The sequence below is a fragment of the Prevotella sp. P5-50 genome (assembly GCF_002251295.1).
In the GTDB taxonomy this organism is placed as follows: Bacteria; Bacteroidota; Bacteroidia; order Bacteroidales; family Bacteroidaceae; genus Prevotella.
On the sequence record NZ_NPJA01000016.1, the window covers coordinates 15,474 to 33,669 of the forward strand.

Consider the following 18,196-nt stretch of genomic DNA (forward strand, 5'->3'; position numbering starts at 1 on the left):
TCTTATTCTTGTATTGTTCTCATTAGACAAGATTCTGCCAGAATACTCTTGGTAAGCAGATATTGTCAACTCCCATAGCATCGACGAACAGACGTGCCATGTCATTAGGTTGCCATCCTCCGTTACCACATCCGATAGGTGTAACAAGGAATTTTAGATTAGGGTTAGCCTTGGCAAAGCTGATGAATCGCTGTATAGCAAGTGCAGTTTCTCTGTATTGGCATCCAACAGTAGGTATTGCATAGCTCTGTCCCTGTAGTCCTTCAGCAACACCGTACTGTGCTCCGAATCTTACCATAGCAGCTTTGGCAGCACCTCCGTTATGCTTACCGGCTATGTTACTGCCGAAAACAAATACTTCATTGTTAGCCAGTCTGTCTATACGATCAGATGTGATTCGCTCAGTAGGGAAGTTTACAGATACTTCCTCCATGAAGTAGCCTTCTTCAAGGTTCTCCTCTCCACGGCTGACTCGTTCATTCCAACGCTGACGATAACGACCTTCACGCTCGAACATTTCTACTGTTCCTTCGATGGTTGCCTCAAACTTCATGCTGTTTACCACGCCCATCTTCTTCGCTTCAACCTCTACATCCTGGTTTGCTCCGATGTAGGTGAATACCCATCCTTTGGTTCTGAGTTCATCAATGAGTTGCTTGATCTGTGCTCCGCTCCAGATGCGTGAATCATTTTCGTAACCATCAGTGATGATAGTTACAAGTGCCTTATCATTGACACCTGCGCTTTTACGAAGGTCTGTAACAGACTCGCCGATGGCATCATACAGTGCAGTCATACCTCGAAGTTGGTAATCTCTTTCACCTACAGTACGAACATTCTTTATATCAGCGCTCTTATAGATGTATTGCAACTTAGCACCACCATCAGCAAAAGAAAGGAGTGTGAGTGTCTGATCTACGTTCATATCCTTTTGATGAACCATGTCGATAGTCTTGATAGTTTCATTGATACCTGCGAGTGCCTGATTGTAGATGCTGTCCATAGAACCTGATGCGTCAACAATGATGAGATTGTGTACTTTTGTCTTTTCCATTTCTTAATCCTTTCTTTACTTTTTAGAGGTTCAAAATACTTTGTTTGTGTAATTATGACGCAAAGGTATGAAGTTTTCGGCAATCCACCAAATGTTTTGTGTAAAAAGTACGCAAATAATAACGAATTTAACGTTTGTTTGCGTAAAAGTTACGCAATTATGCTGTTTTTCGGGAAAAAAGCAGTAACTTTGCACCGTGATTTGAAAACAACACTAATCACCTATAATAATATAATGTACACGTATAAATATCCTCATCCTGCGGTCACTACTGACTGCGTTGTCTTCGGCTTCGATGGAAATTCACTCAGCCTCCTTCTTATCAAAAGAGGTATTGAGCCATATAAAGGAACATGGGCTTTGCCTGGCGGTTTCATGAACATGGATGAAACTGCAGAGCAGGGTGCTTTCCGTGAGCTTCAGGAAGAAACAGGTGTCAAGGACATCTACATCGAGCAGCTTCAAGCATTCACTGGAGTTGACCGTGATCCACGTGAAAGAGTGCTGACTATTGCATTCTTGGCTTTCGTACGCCAAGAAAAGTATGAGGTTATTGCTGGTGATGATGCAGCACAGGCTCAATGGTTCCCGATTTCAGAACTTCCTGAACTTGCTTTTGACCATAAGGAGATTATCCGTGTTGCATTGGAAAAACTTCGTTGGAAGATTACTTATGAGCCTTTGGCATTCCGTCTTCTTAACAAGACTTTCACAATGACACAAGTTCAGACAATCTATGAGGTAGTGCTTGGTCAGACCTTTGACCGTCGTAACTTCCATAAGAAAATGACAGCTCTCGGCTACATTGTTCCTACGGATCAGCAGATTCGGAATAACGGTCGCCCTGGTACTCTCTACACATTTGATGAAGAGAAGTACCGTGAACAAATAGAGAACAGAAACGCATTTTGATGAAATAAGGAGGATGAAAAAACATTGTCCTTATTTTATATTCTTATTGTTTTTATTGAGATACATTCACCTTCTATTTCGATTATATTAAAGCCTTCCTCACCTTTCGCTATTTGAAATTTTGGTAATTCTTTATTAAATGCAAAACCAATTGATGGAGCAGATGAAAATATAGTAGCACCTATCTTGTGTGAGATGGCATAATGACTATGACCGTATAATACTAACTTGACATTGTTTTTTTGTGTTATGTACTGATTGAAAGAGTCTCTATCTTCTAACAACTTCCTATCTAACCATCCCCCTGGTTCAACAGAAGGATGATGAAATGCGATAATAGTAGGTGCATTATCTTTTGACAATTCATTATCAATGTAATCAAGTGTTTCGGAGTTTAACCGTCCACGCCCCATGTTTGGTATTGTCGAATCCAGATTAAGAAGCTTCCACCCATTTATATGAACTATCTGTTTGAATGAACAATAATTCATTTTTTTAAAGTTTACTATGTTGTCATGATTACCTGGGCAACAAATAGTAGGAATGCCAATACTTTTGAATGCATTGTCAATGTATGAATATGACCATTGCGAACCGTCATTTGACAAATCACCTGTAACAATAATACAATCTATATCATCCATTTGGGATATTTGATCTATTGCTCTGTCGAAATGAGACTTAGTATCAGTTTCCCATATCTCAGAGCCATACTCGGTGATATGAAGGTCAGACATGTGTATTATCTTCATAAGCTCAATATTTCACTAACGGCTGTTAAGTTTCCTATTATAAATTTGGGGCATTCTTGGCGATACGATTGCTGTTTGATGCATAAATCCGCAAAATCTTTAGCTGAAATATCGATTTCTGCGGAACATATATTCGTGGCATTAAGGCTTTTTAGATTTTGTTCCTGTTCGGCTTTTCTATATGAACATCCGGAAACAAAAGAAATCGCAGGAATACCCAAATATGCCAACTCACTCAGGGTATTTCTTCCTGATCTTGTAATTACAAGACAGGCTTTAGAATAATACTCTTCAGAATCTATTATTTCCTTATGTAATTGGACGTTTGTAGGAACGCCACTTGATAATTTCTTGTATATATTATCGCTTGAACATATTATATGCATTGTATAGTCTTTAAGATATGATGCGGCTTCAACACAAAGTTTAGCCATTTGTATTGTAGATTCAGCGAATTGTGCTCCAACATTTACAGTTCCGCCTCCTAACACACAGTATATGTTTGGTGTCGGCACATTCTTTATATTGAGAATTTCCTTACGTAGAATTGTGTTTATGGAGATAATTGACTTGTATTTATCTGTTTCAACACCTCTTAATCCATGGACGATAGCAAGGTTTGACAAACTATACATAGAAGTGAAGAAATCCATTGCTTCGACATCATTTTGCGGATTATCAACATCTGAAGGATTCAACAAAGAAACAATCTTTAGATTAGGATATGATATGCGCAATGAATGTAGGATAAAAGGTTCTCCGTCAATAATTACAATATCTGGGTGAAATTTTTTGATTCTTTGATGAATGTATGCACCCATCTTATTCGTAGGCAATAAGCCTATTGAGCAATAATCTAATGGAGTCACATCGCATTCTTTGACATGTCCACGCTTTTCAAGGAAATTCTGCCCTTGTAGATATGAAATTATTTCTATGTTACAATTATATTCATCTCTTAGTGTTTCAAGTATTGCTGTACCCGAAACAACTCTTCCCAATCCAGGGAAACCACGTAATATGCCTAATACATTCATAATGACAAGATTTTATATATATCATCAAGAGAATAGCGACGTATCATCATTTTATCAACTGACAACTCTGTTCCTCCCTCATGAAGGGCAAAGCCATAGTCGTAATACTTATTGCAGATCTTTCGTACAAATGGACTGCTTGCTCCATAAGGATAAGCATAAGTTGATACTATTCCTACTAATGAACTTAGAATTTGAGATGACTGCGAGAACTCATAATCTAACTCTTTTTCTGTTAGTTGAAGCAGATTTCTATGTGTATGTCCATGTGCTCCAATTTCCCAACCGCTATCAAATAGTTTTTTTATTCCATCCTCGTTAAGATGCTTGCGTCTTTGCGTATCTTTCCAATTCCAAGAATTATCCTTTCCTATTAAATCTGAATTGACAAAGACTGTTGCAGTAAACCCTTTTTGGTTCAAAATCGGTAATACTATCTCAACAAGACTTGCATAACCATCATCGAAAGTACAAACAATCCATTTGTCTTTCTCATTAGTTGGTTTCTTCAGATAATCCTTAAATGAACAAATGCCATATCCATTATTGTTGATACGTTCAATAAAGTCTATAAATACACTTTCAGGCGTAGTAATTGGATCATGTTCGGAACCCAAAATCTCATGTAATGCAACTGTTAATATACTGCCCTTTCTTTTAGATGGTCTTGTATATTCTTTCTTTTCAGATAGTAGCTGCTTCCACATGTTGGTAACAGTTGGTATGTCACATTTTTCGTAAATCAGAGAGTAAGCCTGATTATACATATTCTCCTTGTTAGCTAAGTTTATCAAGTCATTAAGCTGTGATGCAATCTTGTGTGGCTCAAAGCTATCGAATACAAACTGTGGAAAACGATCCTTCAGTATTTCGCTTATGAATCCTGTATTTGAGATAAACACAGGTATTCCTGCTGAAATACATTCTCCGACAGAATTACAGAACCCTTCGCATACAGACCCTTGTATGTAGTAATTCCATGTTTTTTGAATTGCAATGCAGTCCTGTCGGCTCATGTATTTATCAAATATAACATTATCGCTAATTGACAGTTCTTTTGCTATTTTCTGATAATTATGAAGTAAGTCATTGTCAATATCGCCAATTACATGAAGTGTCATGTTGATATTAGAAATATCTTTAAATGCCTCTACAACATATAGTAAGTTTGCGATACCTTTCTTCTCATTAATATGTGACGCAGTACAACCTATTACCAACTTTTCTGTATGAACAGGAAGATTAATTTTGGAACTTATCGGTTCTATTGCATTGGGAATGACACTACATATATTTGAAACAGATGGCAATAACTCTAACACGTTGCTAACCATTTCTGAGGACAAACATATTATTCTTGATGCATACAGACCAGCCTCTCTTAAATAAAAAGATTCTTGGCAATCCCATTTTGCCATGTTAATATCTGTTCCACGAAGCATCAGATATAAAGGCAAACGCAGGCGTTTTGCAAGGATGTTAGCATAATATCCATTAAAACTGCCACCAAAGGCAATTATAAGCTCATAACGATTTTCAAGAAATTTTTGAAGATGAGTTTTCAACCTATATTCGGATGAAATCTTAGTGCTTAGTGTAGGATTATATCCACCTTTCGCAGTTTGTATAGTATTATCGCATGACGATACTACTGTAACATCATGTCCTAACTTACTGCCTAATATATCATTGAGTCTGGTACAAGCGAATGACAATCCACCTCCATTCTCGCCATATTCTGATGTGACTATTAGTATCTTCATGATTTCTCTATAAGATATAAAGTTTTACTTTTTTTATTAATTGGATATTGGTATGTTGGCCATGAGGATATTATGCAGTTTGGAAACATCTGCTCTATATCGTGTCGAGACAATCTTATAAATTCAGGAAAGCAATCATCTTTTTCTGAATAACTGCTGTCAATGACTTCTAAAATGTATAAATCAGGATATTCAGCCTTTTCGTAATATGAGACCAATTTTGACATATATTCTTGTTTGTTTTTGCAGTTGTCAGCATATGAACAGTTTACAAGAACGAGTATGTCTGTTTTAATATTCTGCATTCCGTATAGCTCAGATCTAATACAGGAACTTATTCCAAATATTTCTGTCAACAGCTCATTTCCAATCTTACATATCTCAGAGTCGCGTTCAAATGCTATAATTTGCTTAAAGCCATGATATGCAAATATTGACGATACAAATCCAAAACCTGCACCAATCTCCAGCACAGTCTTTGAATTGGAAAGTGTTTTTGCAATATCATATACTTTATTCCAATAAAGAGGGTAGGGAAGCGTAGCAAATGCTTTTGTCCATTCATGCCTACTGAAATAAGTATTGTGCGCTGATATATATTCTGCTAACAATGTTTGAAGTCGTTCCATAAACAAGTCATCTGTTCAATTGCCTTTTCTTTTCCTTCCTGCAAGTTCAGTCGTACATTTGATGATCTTAGAATGCAAGGCTGAAGGGTAAAATCTGGATGAACCCTGAGTTCACCAAATTCACGACACTCTGTAATATCTTTGTCAAAGCACGGTGAATCGATGTACAATACAACGGTTTGTTTATCTTCTTTTTCTATTATCCATCTTAGAGCTCCTGTTCCCTTATCTTTTACTTCTATAGATGTTTCTTTGAGCAAAGGATAGATTAGTTCTTTAAACTTGTCACTGCCATCTAACCCGATTTGCGGAAGTAGCTTAAGCGGAAGTTGATATTTAATGGCAAAGTTTATCAGATTCTGGATATGTTTCATATCATCTGACTGAACGACACTGTTTAGACCTATACGAATACCTGCTTTCTTGACTTTCGTAATTTGTTCTATTATATGGGAATAAGATCCCGTACCAGTACTCTTGTGAAAATCGTCCTTATCCGCATATGGGAACTGGATGTTGAATTTCACACGTGTATTTGCTAAACGATGTATCTGTTCATCTGTTAGTCTTGAAAGATTAGTCGCGCAGCCTATACCCCATGTTGTATTTTTATCGGCATATTCAATCATATCGACAATTTCGTGGTTTAGGAAAGGCTCGCCACCACTGAAGTGAAGCTCGGAAATAGGCTGATCTTTCATAAAGTCAACAAAACTGATAAAGTCTGTTAACTTCATTACATCTGCACTATTATCTTTATCTTGTCCTTCATTATGACAGAAAGGGCAGCGATAATTGCATTTGTTGGTAACAAGTATTCTTAGCTTGTTCCAGAAATCATGTTCTTTCATCATATGGCAACAACACGAGCATTATAATATTTTTCTAATTCAATTCTTGGTTCACCCTGAATATCAACATCGTCAGAATTGTACATTTCGTGAGGCATTATCATGACATCATTTCTTTCAGGATGGAATTGTTCCTTAATATCAGCATGGTTCAATAGACCGGCTACAGATACCGAACCACCATACAGATGATTAAGAATAAGGTTCACTTTTACATTTGGGAAGTTCTTATACGCTTTTCGGAAATAATCATAACCTGATAATGGCGATATGAGATTTACGAAGCATTCTTCAGGCAATTCCTTTATGAATAGTTTCTGCTTTGCAATGCGTTCCTCTGCTTCGATAAAGTACTCATTATTTCCTCCTCTAAATACATCCTTTAATATAGGAACTGTAAAAATGACATTAGGATAATGTTCTTTTACCCATGTTATGCATTCCTCATAACCGTTGATACATGCGGTCGATAATTGTTTTAATCGTGGTTGAGAGGTATCTGTATGTTCCATGCGTCTCACAAGGATTTGTCTGACTCTTTTGTGTACACCAAGCTCATGGAGCAATTCCAAATCCTTTTTCATTTCATCCAGATTACCTGTAAACATAAGAGTACACTTGTTTAATGGTGCATATTTCAATAAGCGTAAAGTCCTTTCTCTTTCCGAACGAGGGATGATTGATTCTCGTTGCTCTTGCATGGTGATCAAAGACAAATCAATACCATAGTTAGGAATACTATTTAGATAATCAAGTTTGTCTATGTCTATATATGCTCCAGTAGTAACTGTAGAAATCTTTTTCGTTGGGAAACGATCAGATGCCATTTTGATAAAATCGTATATCTTTGGATGAAGGAATGGATCTGTATGTGGTGCAACAAGAACACCAGCTCCAAGTCTTACATAGTTTACGTCAGGCGATATGTAATCAAATCCCTTTATGAGATCTTCTTCATCTATCATTGGTATCTTAGGGTATTGACCCAGGTATGAATCGGTATGCACTTTACAGAATACACATCCTATTCCGCAATACTTACTCAGGATAGGTATATTGCCGAATGTTGCAATTTCCATAGCAAATGCATCAAATTGTTCCTTATTCAAAACCATATTTAGAACGTGTTATAATCTTGGTAATCATTACATTTTGAACATAGTGATATACGCTTACCTTCAAGTAGCGATAGTCTAATTTTATCAAATGAACTATCATTCCAGCATTCTATTATAGATCTTTCATGTATATTTCCAAAATTTGTGGCATACATAAAATCACTACAACAGAGAAGAATATCTCCTTTATAGGAGAACACAAGCTTTCTGAAAGGAAAATTGCAGAATCCCAAATCTTCATTAGATTCTTCTTGTGGTATATTCCCTCCATAATTCGGAAGTTGTTCATTCAAACTTCTATATTGAAATGTGATTTTGGGATTATTGTTGTAAGCCTCATATATTTCTTGAAGTTTACCTGAAAGTTTATATGGATTTTTTTCTCTATCACCTCGATAGTCATTGACATTTATATTGTCTAATCCATTTGCAAACAACTGGTCCACCATTTCAACAGTTAACAGCCTACCATTAGTAGTTATATCCATGAAAAGGCGTTGTGACTTATTCTTAGCATAGCGTATCATATCAACCAGGCGATCTTCAAGCAGGGGCTCATTAGATAGCATTAATGCAACCCTTCCGTTATAGCCAATAGCACACAATTCATCTATGATTTTGCAATAAGTATTCCAGTCCATTATACCTAACTCTTTTTTGTTGAAAGCATGTGGACAGAAAGGACAATGGTTGTTGCAGTCAGTTCTTGTCTCTATAAGAACTTGTTTGAATTGTGGAAAACAACCATTCTCCTTATAGAACTTTATGAGGAAGCTTTGGTCAGATTTGTGATCCAAATCCTTTCGTATATTTTTATTTCCAACTTGTTGAATCATTTTATTCCTTTCTTAAAGCAGGTGGCACATAGGATATATATTTATCAAATCCCTCTTGTGTGAGTGGCTTTTCCTTGATTTTCTTATAATTTGGACAGTGGAAACAAGGAAGTTCCTCTGTACATTCACGTCCTTCAAAAAGAACGTCTATTAGCTTCCTGTAAATGTCACCTTCTTCCCATTGTGCGATAGATTTATCGAAAGCATTTCCGAGAGTTTTCCATTTGTTAACGCTACAGCCCAGAATATCCCCATTCCAGTTTATTTGTGGACTGTCGAAACAATGATAGCAGGGTGCTTTGTACTCCTTTTGATACTTTTCCTTATACTCTTTCCTGTCTGCAACACCAAGACCACTTTCTCTTCTGACGAACTCTTTGTCTTTCACAGGAGAGAAGTCTGAGTAATTCAGTTTCGGATTAAAAGCCATATTATATTTCTTACATAGTTCTTTTACTTTTGGTATCTCATGTTCGTTATGACCAAAGATAATGAACTGCCAGGACAGTTTTGGGTAATCGCTTCCATACTGCTTCTTGTAATGGTTTAGTCGTTCTATGTTTTTAAGAACCTTTTCAAGTTGGCCATTAATCCTATACTTAGCGTATGTTTCTTGTGAAGCACCATCAATAGACAGGTTTAGAAACTCAACCTTATATTTCACAAGGAATTCTAATGTCAATTCATCAATATGGTTGAAATTTGTTCCATTTCCGCAATACAAAGTTACACCATGCTCGTATGCACACTTTATTATTTGTGCTATCTCGGGGTTCAAGAAAATCTCTCCCCAGTTTGACATTTCCATTCTTTTGATTTGTGGATTAGTTTCCACAAATTTCAGAAAGTCTGAATACTTTAACTGTCCTTTGCCAACTATACCCTTGTGAGTGATTCCCTTAGATGTGGAACATTCAACACAGCGTAATTGGCAAAGTGTAGAGAAGTCTATTGATACTTCATGTATTTTTGGAAGTCTTATCATATTACAGGAATTGATCTAATGAATAGAATTGTTCGGAATTAACACTCAGGGCAGCAAAGCAAGTATGGTTATGCATCTTGATGGTTACATTGTATGATGGCTTTAACTCATCTAAGGATGTAAGAACATCAATATCGTATTCTTGTTTAGCTGCTTGTTTATCAACTAATGGGTCGAAACAATTTACCTGTGAGAACTCTGGTGTGACGAGCTCAATGAATTTTGCAATCTTGGTGTTTCTAATGTCACCAATGTCTTGCTTGTAGGAAAAACCTAAGACAAGAAGGCTTAGTGATTTTGTATTGCCAAGATTATTGTTGACACGGTGGATAAAACGATATGCCGACTTTATCACAGATTGCTCATTTACCTCTCTGGCTGTTCTTATCAAGGGTAAATTTAATCCATTTTGCTGTGCTCTATCAATGACGTAGTAGGGATCAACTCCAATACAGTGTCCACCAACTAGTCCAGGCAACGCATTTGAAAAGTTCCATTTTGTAGCAGCACATGCAGTTACTTCTTTTATGTCAATACCTTCTGAATGACAATAGTTCGAATATTCATTTGCCAATGCAATAAGAACATCGCGTTGCACATTCTCGTACATCTTTGCTGCTTCTGCTACTTTTATAGATGTAGCCTTGATTATAGGGGCATCAATGATTGCAGAATACAAAATGTACATCACATTCAATGCATAATCAGAGGATGCAGATATAATCTTGGATGTATTGGCAGTGTTGTGATGAATATCCCCTACATTAACTCGTTCAGGTGAATATCCTACATGAAAATCAGCATTAATTTTTAATCCTGAGTACTGTTCAAGTAAAGGGATGCAGATTTCATCTGTTGTTCCTGGTGCAACAGTAGATTCAAAAATGATGATACAACCGGGCTTCATCGACGTAGCAAGATTAACACATACGTCCTTAAGCATTGTAATATCAGGATTATTAAACCTATCAATAGGAGTTGGAACTGTTACTATGTGGATGTTGCAGTTAGCAATATCTACATAGTCTGTAGTATATAGACTATTGCAAAAAGCCCCCTGTTCAGACTCGTTTTCCTGAAACCTTTGAATGACTTTGATATTATTGTCTATACCAATACAATCAAATTGCTTTGAAAATAGTTTGAACAGAGGATAGCCAACATAGCCCAATCCAACTATAGATAGTTTTACATTATCTAAATCCATTTGTTCTATTCTTGCTTACTAACAGTTCACGAATATCTACATTTAGCAAATCTGAAATCTTATCAAGCGTCTGTAAATCTGGCTGAGTTGTGTTTGTACACCACTTGCTAACTGTCACAGGATCTTTACCTAATTGCTCCGCGAGCCATTTGTTTGTTTGTCCTGCATCTGCCAATACAGCCTTAATTCGATTGAGGTTCTTTGAATTATCCATGATTAATTTATTAATGTTTGATGCAAATTTAATAATTTATCAGGAAATAAAAGAATAATTTGCCTAAATAATTCACAAATAGTCTTAATTAATACATTTAGATACTAATGTAGCCGTCATTATATGGATATTTTTCAGTCATTCCAGAAGAAAAGTTTGTCCAATCCTGTCTCTTTCATCCTTCTTTGATGAAATGTATATTGACTTTTCCTCTTTCAGCTTCTCCAAATATCTTCGGACTAGTGGCTTGATTGTAGGATATTCATGAAAGTTCTTATCTGCAATAATGATGGTATGCTCTCTTGCACGACTTGTTGCCACATTAAATAAATGTGGTTCAAGTGTTCTGTTATAAGAAGTATTTGGAACAAAGAATATTGTGATGTCTGTTGTCAACCCCTGGATTCTTGCAACAGTATCAACTAATACATTCGAATGGGAACCAACATTTTGAATGATTGATTTCTGAAGTGCGCGAGTTGTATTTCTCATACATGTGAGTACAGCCAAATCCTTCTTCTTATTGTCATTTAAAATACTACCAACGATATATGCCGCAAGCGTTGTTGCAAACTGTGGCATGTAATCACCTGAAGGCATATCTGTAAGAATGAGAGTGGGACCACCTTTTTCGCTCAATATATTATTCAAAGACGGCAGATCATTATAATTATTCGATTCATTGGCAATAAGAGTACCATTATAGAAATAACCTGTATAGTCAGCGGAACGTTGCCCAAATCGATAGGTTTTTGTGAGCTGGTAAATAGGTGACGTGCTATTGTCTGCTAAAAGTTGAAGACCATCAATCATATTTTGATACCCACAGAACTTGATCCTATCACCGTTCAATGACACTATTGGTGACAACTGGTGAACGTCGCCTACCCATAAATTCTTCTTACCCATTTTCCGACATGCACCAAACATCGCAAGTAAAGCTTGGCTTGCTTCATCCATAATAACATAATCAAAAGGTTGTTCTATGGATAAGTCAGCGGCAAATCCGCTTGTAATGTAATATGTCGATAGTACAAGAGCAGAAGGGATAGGAGCAAGATGCTTTATAGGTTCAAGAAGAGGAACTTCTTTATGCTCATCAGTAGTGATATTAGTTTTTAAAATTCTTCTTTCTTTCAACAGATTTTGTACTGCAGGCTTCTCTGCAATCTCCATCAAGGCTCTATTTGTAAGTGCAGTCACAAGTACGGATTTCCCCTCTGCGCAGAGTCTTGCACAGAGTTCTGCTATCATATAGGTTTTACCTGTTCCAGGAGGTCCTTGAAGTATCATTGTGTCAGTCAGATTCAACTGAGTATATACAAAATTTGACACATTATCTTGTTTTATCAGAATAGGTTCCCATTCTTGATGAGAATAGTTGGCATCAAGCACACTGGAAATCCCCGGGCTAAATTTGTCTTCAACGACCCTTTGAAGATTCATGACGTAGTCAATTGGAGGACGTTGTGGCGCAAAAGTTAAAATAATACCAGGGGTATCTTTTATATATTCTGCAAAATCAAGGCTTACTTTGCTGAACCCAACTAACGAGAAATTCTTGTCTGATGTTGGAGAATGCCATATACAGACACATTCAGTTGAATTATACCTTTCTTTGTATAGATCACGATATGTCTTATCTCCCCAATTATGATAGTTTTGTAGAGTAGGAGGGAGTACCATACTTACAAGAAACTCGCCTTTACGTGGAAGAGATCTTGTATTGGGAAATTTCATGATCATTTCCCCATCCTTGAAAGTTATGAACTGCGCCACATACATCTCCTCGCTATTCTGAAGCAAGGAGATAGCTGTGGTCATGAATTTCTTGTTAAATTCCTCGGTTTCTGCTTTAAGCTCATCTTCGAGGAATTGCCAATGTTTATTTCTATCAATATTCATCTTTAGAGAATAGATTGCTCGTTAGCACCTACTTGTGGAAGATTTCCTGATTGTGCTGGCAGATCATGAAGATCTCTCATCGCCAGTTTCATCTCTTCAGAAGGATTGTTGAATGGCTCAGGTGTCTTATTGTTGCCTATAGCTGTACCAAAGTTGAAGTGTAGCCCCTTGAAATAACGAAGAGTTTCTGCCAAAGCAATACAGCGATTTTTGTACTGCATATTCTCAGGACTAAATGTGATTGCAATGGTATTTGTGTCACGTGGCAAAGCATAGAATGGTACACACTGAGGACCATCGTGAGTAACAACCCAAAGCATAGATTTGTCCTTTGCTAATTCTTCCCAATCAGACGTGTTCAATGAGAAAGCACGTCTTCTTGACTTGTAGCTATGAACTACAATAGGTACCTCATGTCCCTGAGGATCAAAGACTCCATATATGTTACACCATGCATCTTCACAAATTCCTTTTGTAAAGGTATATCCCTTATCTTTGAGATATAACATCACGTCTGTCTTTGCCTGGATTAAGTACTCGCGCATTTCTTCTGCTGATAGACCTGCATATTGTGGCTCTGCTACAGTAATTGTATGGTGCTGTCCATCGGAGGTCACAGTGTCCATCTCTACAGGAACGATTATGTCACTAAGATTATCAACGTTATAATCATCTGCTTCAATATCTTCAACCTTAGGCTCGTTGCAGATACCCATAGCCGCAAGCTGACTGCGAAGAACCTCATTCTCATCTTCGAGTTCTTTTACTTTTGAAGTGAGTTCGCCAATCTGGGCACTATTCTCAATAACGAGTCTTAGCTGGTCTTCAGTAAGTTTGTTACTTACAGTCATCATAAGTTCTCGCTTCTCTTTCTTCCAGACAACATTCATCAGAATCTTCTCCTTGTCAGGGAATGTACGAGGGAATTTATCTTCAAATGTTCCCTTATGTTTGTCACCCCAATCTTCAATAAGCATCTGCGCAGCTTCAATGAAGTTTTGTTCAACCCACTTGTTCGGATTTTCATAGAGCTCATGCATCTTCTCATCAATCAATGCATAAGCACTATCTAGAGTTAGCTCTGATTGAGGTTGAATGGAGCATCGCTTATCCATTAGTAGATGGCGGTAATCCTCGTTTTCTGACACAATACGAGAAATGATGTTCTTCAAAATATCATCAATAGTACCTTCTTCCTTCTTAAGTTCGCCGATAGTACAGAATATGCCTTCCTGGTTTGGGAATATTTTAGGAGCTGTATAAGATATGTTTGCCTGTTTCAAGAAGTCATAGAACGAGTTAAGAAGTTCAAACAGATGGATTTCACCACAGTTATTAAGATTATTAGTAAGAACTTCGATTGTCTCAGCACTCTTAATCTTGTTGCTTAACAAGCTAACAATTATAAAGTTTATGTCTTGCCAAAGATCCTTAGATTCATAATTGATGTATGAACTTGCAGGAATCTCAGTACCGGCCAACAATTCTCTCGAAGTATTCAACAACTTCTCTTGCCACATATACAAGTCTAAATCCTTATTCTGAGGCAAAAGACTCAAGACATACAAAGATACCTTTTCGATGGCATTTTGAGAATATCGGTGGTAAGAACCATTAAAGTAGTTCCCCCAAGAAGAACTTGTTGTTGGTTCAACTTTGTTCTTTAGGTCACGTGCGAAATCTGATATAGTCTTCTTCTGCGTAACAGAGAAAGCAGCTGCATCTATTTCTGAATGAAGCAAAAGATCTTTATACTTCAAAGATATATCTCCGAAGACATCGTCTTTCAATTCCTCAGGAATGTTAATATCCTCGAAAAGTGTATTCTGTTTGCAGAACTTTCCGTACTGATTAGGAAGAACCTCATAGATATTAAGTCTATTTACTTCAACTTTCAGTGACTGGAGAGCGTCGTTAAGCCATTTGGCTCCAAGTCCGTTAGGAAGTTCAGATAATGCCCCCTTGCTCTTAAGGCAATTTAACACATGAGTAACAAACCAGATGTCCAGTTCTTTCCAGGAACCATCCAAGAGACTGTTATCCGTTGTGGAGATTGCATTTGGTAAGACAAACAAACTCTTAGCAATATCAAAAAATCTCTGGCGTTGCTCTATGAAGTTTGCTCCGTACTTTTCGATGTCAGAAGGAATTACCGATAGGAGCGGGAGGAGGTGATCCAACTTTGAAACCACAGAACCATTGTCAATTATCGATTTTGCTAACTTATTTAAGTCTGCGCTAAAGCTTTGACTTGTATATTTTGACTCCAGGCTTACTGAAGTTATGTCATGATGCAGGAGTATTGGCTTAACGTCTTTGCCCATCTTGTTGAGAAGCTCAATGATAAATGACGTTACATGTTCACCCTGCTTGAAGTCTGTGGCATCCTTTTTCAGCAGTTCTCCGTTCATGTTTGGGAGAAGAGCATGCTCTTTCAAATACAACTCGTTGTAAGTGTAAACATGACCGAGGAACTTGTTGTACCATTCTGTTAGTGTAGTTTCATTAATTACACTGATATTGTTCCAATTAGATTTGTTAGCAACATCTTTGCACAAATCTTCTGTATTCCAGGAATTAAGACCTTCTTTCCATACGTACTGAGCCCACTCATGGTTGTTTTTTACCAACTTTGAAGGATAAAGCTGGGAAATCAAAATGAATACTGCATTTTCGTTTTCAACCTTAGCTTCCTTGACAACAATACAGTCTGTAAGCAACATATTGTTGGTGCCAGAATAAGGCTCTACTACTGGATATTTCAGCAGTATTTCTCTGTACTTCTTTATTACATTGTCAGTGTACCATTTTGCATCAAGCTTATCATGTTCCTTGGCCTTCTTCAAACCATTAGCCAGAAGATAAAGATGTCCGTACTGGTTTGAGCTAACATATTCGACCAGACTTTCATAGAGAGGGAAGATTTTCTCATATATAAGTTTATTGATACCTGTCTCTGTAATATTGTTGGTTTCATCGTTCCAGTCTTGACCAACTAGAAGGAGGCTTTGACGCTCACTGTCTGGTTCGAAATCTGGGCTGTTAACAATGATAGGTTCGTCCAACTGACTTTCTATACCTACCAATGGAAGTACACAATAGTGTGAAGTCTTACCACCATGATCAAGAATGTTATTGTTCTCGTCGATCTCTACAGCAGCATCTATGCGAATGCTTCTTTCTGCTCTATATCTTACTGAAAGCTGATCGTTGTGCTCAGAAGAAGAGGCAAACAAGAAACGCCTTACATTTGTCGTCTCACCATTAATTTCAAATTCGGCGAGTTTTACTCCAGAGCCAAGTTCTACGATAGGTTTTCTTACAATGCTGGTAACCTTACCGTTGTCATTGAGTTCAATAGAGGCTAATTCCTTACAGAAAAGCATGGTCTGGGCTATGTTGTCATGAAAGTTTTCAATTCCCAATCGTATAGCTCTTCTTCCTGATTCAGTAGATACATGGTATGTGAATGTTGTCCAGTCAAAAGTCTCTTGGTAATACTCCTCTGAGGCTTGCATCTTATCAAGACCTTCAAGAAGTTCTTTCTCAATCTGGCCATCACGGTACATAGTTACGCTAAAACCGCATTGCTTGGTGCGCTCGTCGTTGCTGTACATGTTACTTTCTATCGTAACTACCTTTGACAAACAATGTGTTGTCAAGAAACCAGTACCAAAGCGTCCTGTACTTTCTTGATTTTCCTTGTCTTCGCTATATTTGTATAGAAGACCAAAGCGTGCGTCGGCTGTAAATGGGTTTCCGTCATGACGGAACTTAACTGTATCGCCTTCTATTTCAATACGGACATTGATCTCTTGACGTGTAGGGTCACCAACGATTGTGTCTTTTGCGTTCTGGATAAGCTCCCATACCCAACGCTTTCTGTCAACGTCACTTGGCGCGTTTAATTCACGCAAACGTTTTGCAACGTTGCTAATATACATCTTTCGAAGTAGCTTCTCTGTAGCGTCTTTCGTAACGCTTGGCGCAGATATTTTATTCATGATTTCAGCCATATATATTTATTTTAATTTAAGATTTATAATCTCTAAAAGTAATTTATTAATGTTAGATGCAAATTTAATAAAATTCTATGACATGGAAGTGATTTGGATCCAAAATATGTAAGATTTACAATTTTTTATCAGTCAATATTCCAATATGCATCAGGATCACCATCAAAGACATCGTCAATATCCTGGTCACTCCAACCCTCAACATCTTGTGCGTAACTACCATTGTAATTCTCATAAGTACGCTCTTCCTCGAAGTAGTCATACTCTTCCTCGTAATCGTCGTAATTTCTCATATACTATTTGTTTTTAGTTGTTGAATAATCTGTTTTAGCAAGCAATGTCCAGTCTGGTACGTTTCATATAGTTTCTCAGACTGTGAATGCAAAACTTCATTTTATCTCTATTCTCAGGACTTGCGTCCTTGTATATTGCCCATGCTGCACTCGATGCCTTAATCATGTCTTGCTCATCGATATACATAAACATCTTATATTTCAATTCATTCAAACTAAGACACTCTTGAGCGTCAATACAGATGCGTCCTCTTTTTGTCATCTTAAATTTTCCGCACTGAATACGAGTTCCTATTTCTTTGTTTGAGCCTTTGTAAGAGTAGTCATACATGAAGAGTTTTTCTCCTTCGTCAGTTAGAATTACAATGCCACCGTTCTTTTTATAAAGAATCTTGGCGTTGCCTTTCATAGCTGTGTCTAAATCTTCTTTGGACTCTTTGAAAATATTGCATACGATGTCATCCAGTTCGTCTTCCACGAGTGCAATAGCTTCATAAGGCTCTTCATTAGCGAAGTAATCTTTTACTTTCTGTCTGAAAGTGTTGATGTTGAAATCTTCAATCATATCCTATGTTATTTAATTAATGCACAAAATTAATATGTTATATTCAATTTTCTATTCTT

16 protein-coding genes are annotated in these 18,196 nt (G+C 37.1%); 1 reads left to right on the forward strand and 15 read right to left on the reverse strand.

What is annotated here, in order from left to right; translation table 11 throughout:
- Positions 1-22 precede the first annotated feature (22 nt).
- On the reverse strand, positions 23-1,054 hold the full coding sequence (locus CIK88_RS12550) for a VWA domain-containing protein (RefSeq protein ID WP_254046836.1): 1,032 nt from the start codon (positions 1,052-1,054) through the stop codon (positions 23-25).
- Between the two features lie 234 nt (positions 1,055-1,288).
- Between CIK88_RS12550 and CIK88_RS03490 the strand changes: the two genes are divergently transcribed.
- Positions 1,289-1,966, forward strand: coding sequence for an NUDIX domain-containing protein (locus tag CIK88_RS03490; RefSeq protein WP_216820873.1), 678 nt, complete (start codon positions 1,289-1,291; stop codon positions 1,964-1,966).
- A gap of 35 nt (positions 1,967-2,001) precedes the next feature.
- On the opposite strand, the gene CIK88_RS03495 is transcribed toward CIK88_RS03490, so the two are convergent.
- The 14 genes from CIK88_RS03495 to CIK88_RS03560 all read right to left on the reverse strand — a co-directional run bounded on the left by CIK88_RS03495 (position 2,002) and on the right by CIK88_RS03560 (position 18,137).
- A complete protein-coding gene (locus CIK88_RS03495; protein ID WP_094434525.1) occupies positions 2,002-2,718 on the reverse strand; it encodes a metallophosphoesterase in 717 nt (238 codons plus the stop codon).
- Positions 2,715-3,755 (reverse strand): glycosyltransferase, encoded by a 1,041-nt coding sequence (locus CIK88_RS03500; RefSeq protein ID WP_254046837.1) that lies wholly within the window; start codon positions 3,753-3,755, stop codon positions 2,715-2,717. The genes CIK88_RS03495 and CIK88_RS03500 overlap by 4 nt, the downstream gene beginning before the upstream one ends.
- The gene (locus tag CIK88_RS03505; protein ID WP_094434529.1) at positions 3,752-5,518 is read right to left on the reverse strand and encodes a polysaccharide deacetylase family protein; all 1,767 of its coding nucleotides are present in this window, start codon (positions 5,516-5,518) and stop codon (positions 3,752-3,754) included. Before CIK88_RS03505 ends, CIK88_RS03500 begins: the two co-directional genes overlap by 4 nt.
- On the reverse strand, positions 5,515-6,147 hold the full coding sequence (locus CIK88_RS03510) for an rRNA adenine N-6-methyltransferase family protein (protein WP_094434531.1): 633 nt from the start codon (positions 6,145-6,147) through the stop codon (positions 5,515-5,517). The genes CIK88_RS03505 and CIK88_RS03510 overlap by 4 nt, the downstream gene beginning before the upstream one ends.
- Positions 6,123-7,001 carry a radical SAM protein gene (locus tag CIK88_RS03515; RefSeq protein ID WP_254046838.1) on the reverse strand — a complete coding sequence of 293 codons (879 nt, stop codon included), beginning with the start codon at positions 6,999-7,001 and terminating at the stop codon, positions 6,123-6,125. The genes CIK88_RS03510 and CIK88_RS03515 overlap by 25 nt, the downstream gene beginning before the upstream one ends.
- Positions 6,998-8,113: a radical SAM protein gene (locus tag CIK88_RS03520; protein WP_094434533.1), complete on the reverse strand. Its 1,116-nt coding sequence runs from the start codon at positions 8,111-8,113 to the stop codon at positions 6,998-7,000. The genes CIK88_RS03515 and CIK88_RS03520 overlap by 4 nt, the downstream gene beginning before the upstream one ends.
- A gap of 2 nt (positions 8,114-8,115) precedes the next feature.
- Entirely contained in the window at positions 8,116-8,952 is an 837-nt protein-coding gene (locus tag CIK88_RS03525) for a radical SAM/SPASM domain-containing protein (RefSeq protein WP_094434535.1), read from the reverse strand.
- Position 8,953: 1 nt separating this feature from the next.
- Positions 8,954-9,937, reverse strand: coding sequence for a radical SAM protein (locus CIK88_RS03530; protein WP_094434537.1), 984 nt, complete (start codon positions 9,935-9,937; stop codon positions 8,954-8,956).
- Between the two features lies 1 nt (position 9,938).
- The gene (locus tag CIK88_RS03535; RefSeq protein WP_094434539.1) at positions 9,939-11,144 is read right to left on the reverse strand and encodes a nucleotide sugar dehydrogenase; all 1,206 of its coding nucleotides are present in this window, start codon (positions 11,142-11,144) and stop codon (positions 9,939-9,941) included.
- Positions 11,131-11,358 (reverse strand): helix-turn-helix transcriptional regulator, encoded by a 228-nt coding sequence (locus tag CIK88_RS03540; protein WP_094434541.1) that lies wholly within the window; start codon positions 11,356-11,358, stop codon positions 11,131-11,133. The genes CIK88_RS03535 and CIK88_RS03540 overlap by 14 nt, the downstream gene beginning before the upstream one ends.
- Positions 11,359-11,496: 138 nt before the next feature.
- Entirely contained in the window at positions 11,497-13,263 is a 1,767-nt protein-coding gene (locus CIK88_RS03545) for an AAA domain-containing protein (RefSeq protein ID WP_094434543.1), read from the reverse strand.
- Positions 13,264-13,265: 2 nt separating this feature from the next.
- Positions 13,266-17,279, reverse strand: coding sequence for a sacsin N-terminal ATP-binding-like domain-containing protein (locus tag CIK88_RS03550; RefSeq protein WP_094434545.1), 4,014 nt, complete (start codon positions 17,277-17,279; stop codon positions 13,266-13,268).
- A 128-nt stretch (positions 17,280-17,407) separates the two neighbouring features.
- On the reverse strand, positions 17,408-17,572 hold the full coding sequence (locus tag CIK88_RS03555; protein WP_254046839.1) for a hypothetical protein: 165 nt from the start codon (positions 17,570-17,572) through the stop codon (positions 17,408-17,410).
- A gap of 34 nt (positions 17,573-17,606) precedes the next feature.
- Positions 17,607-18,137 (reverse strand): hypothetical protein, encoded by a 531-nt coding sequence (locus tag CIK88_RS03560; protein ID WP_094434547.1) that lies wholly within the window; start codon positions 18,135-18,137, stop codon positions 17,607-17,609.
- Between the last annotated feature and the right edge of the window lie 59 nt (positions 18,138-18,196).

What these genes read in the sequence shown, in the direction of transcription:
- CIK88_RS12550 (WP_254046836.1), bottom strand. Translation starts at nt 1,054, where the DNA reads ATGGAAAAGACAAAAGTACACAATCTCATCATTGTTGACGCATCAGGT.
- CIK88_RS03490 (WP_216820873.1), top strand. Translation starts at nt 1,289, where the DNA reads ATGTACACGTATAAATATCCTCATCCTGCGGTCACTACTGACTGCGTT.
- CIK88_RS03495 (WP_094434525.1), bottom strand. Translation starts at nt 2,718, where the DNA reads ATGAAGATAATACACATGTCTGACCTTCATATCACCGAGTATGGCTCT.
- CIK88_RS03500 (WP_254046837.1), bottom strand. Translation starts at nt 3,755, where the DNA reads ATGAATGTATTAGGCATATTACGTGGTTTCCCTGGATTGGGAAGAGTT.
- CIK88_RS03505 (WP_094434529.1), bottom strand. Translation starts at nt 5,518, where the DNA reads ATGAAGATACTAATAGTCACATCAGAATATGGCGAGAATGGAGGTGGA.
- CIK88_RS03510 (WP_094434531.1), bottom strand. Translation starts at nt 6,147, where the DNA reads ATGGAACGACTTCAAACATTGTTAGCAGAATATATATCAGCGCACAAT.
- CIK88_RS03515 (WP_254046838.1), bottom strand. Translation starts at nt 7,001, where the DNA reads ATGATGAAAGAACATGATTTCTGGAACAAGCTAAGAATACTTGTTACC.
- CIK88_RS03520 (WP_094434533.1), bottom strand. Translation starts at nt 8,113, where the DNA reads ATGGTTTTGAATAAGGAACAATTTGATGCATTTGCTATGGAAATTGCA.
- CIK88_RS03525 (WP_094434535.1), bottom strand. Translation starts at nt 8,952, where the DNA reads ATGATTCAACAAGTTGGAAATAAAAATATACGAAAGGATTTGGATCAC.
- CIK88_RS03530 (WP_094434537.1), bottom strand. Translation starts at nt 9,937, where the DNA reads ATGATAAGACTTCCAAAAATACATGAAGTATCAATAGACTTCTCTACA.
- CIK88_RS03535 (WP_094434539.1), bottom strand. Translation starts at nt 11,144, where the DNA reads ATGGATTTAGATAATGTAAAACTATCTATAGTTGGATTGGGCTATGTT.
- CIK88_RS03540 (WP_094434541.1), bottom strand. Translation starts at nt 11,358, where the DNA reads ATGGATAATTCAAAGAACCTCAATCGAATTAAGGCTGTATTGGCAGAT.
- CIK88_RS03545 (WP_094434543.1), bottom strand. Translation starts at nt 13,263, where the DNA reads ATGAATATTGATAGAAATAAACATTGGCAATTCCTCGAAGATGAGCTT.
- CIK88_RS03550 (WP_094434545.1), bottom strand. Translation starts at nt 17,279, where the DNA reads ATGGCTGAAATCATGAATAAAATATCTGCGCCAAGCGTTACGAAAGAC.
- CIK88_RS03555 (WP_254046839.1), bottom strand. Translation starts at nt 17,572, where the DNA reads ATGAGAAATTACGACGATTACGAGGAAGAGTATGACTACTTCGAGGAA.
- CIK88_RS03560 (WP_094434547.1), bottom strand. Translation starts at nt 18,137, where the DNA reads ATGATTGAAGATTTCAACATCAACACTTTCAGACAGAAAGTAAAAGAT.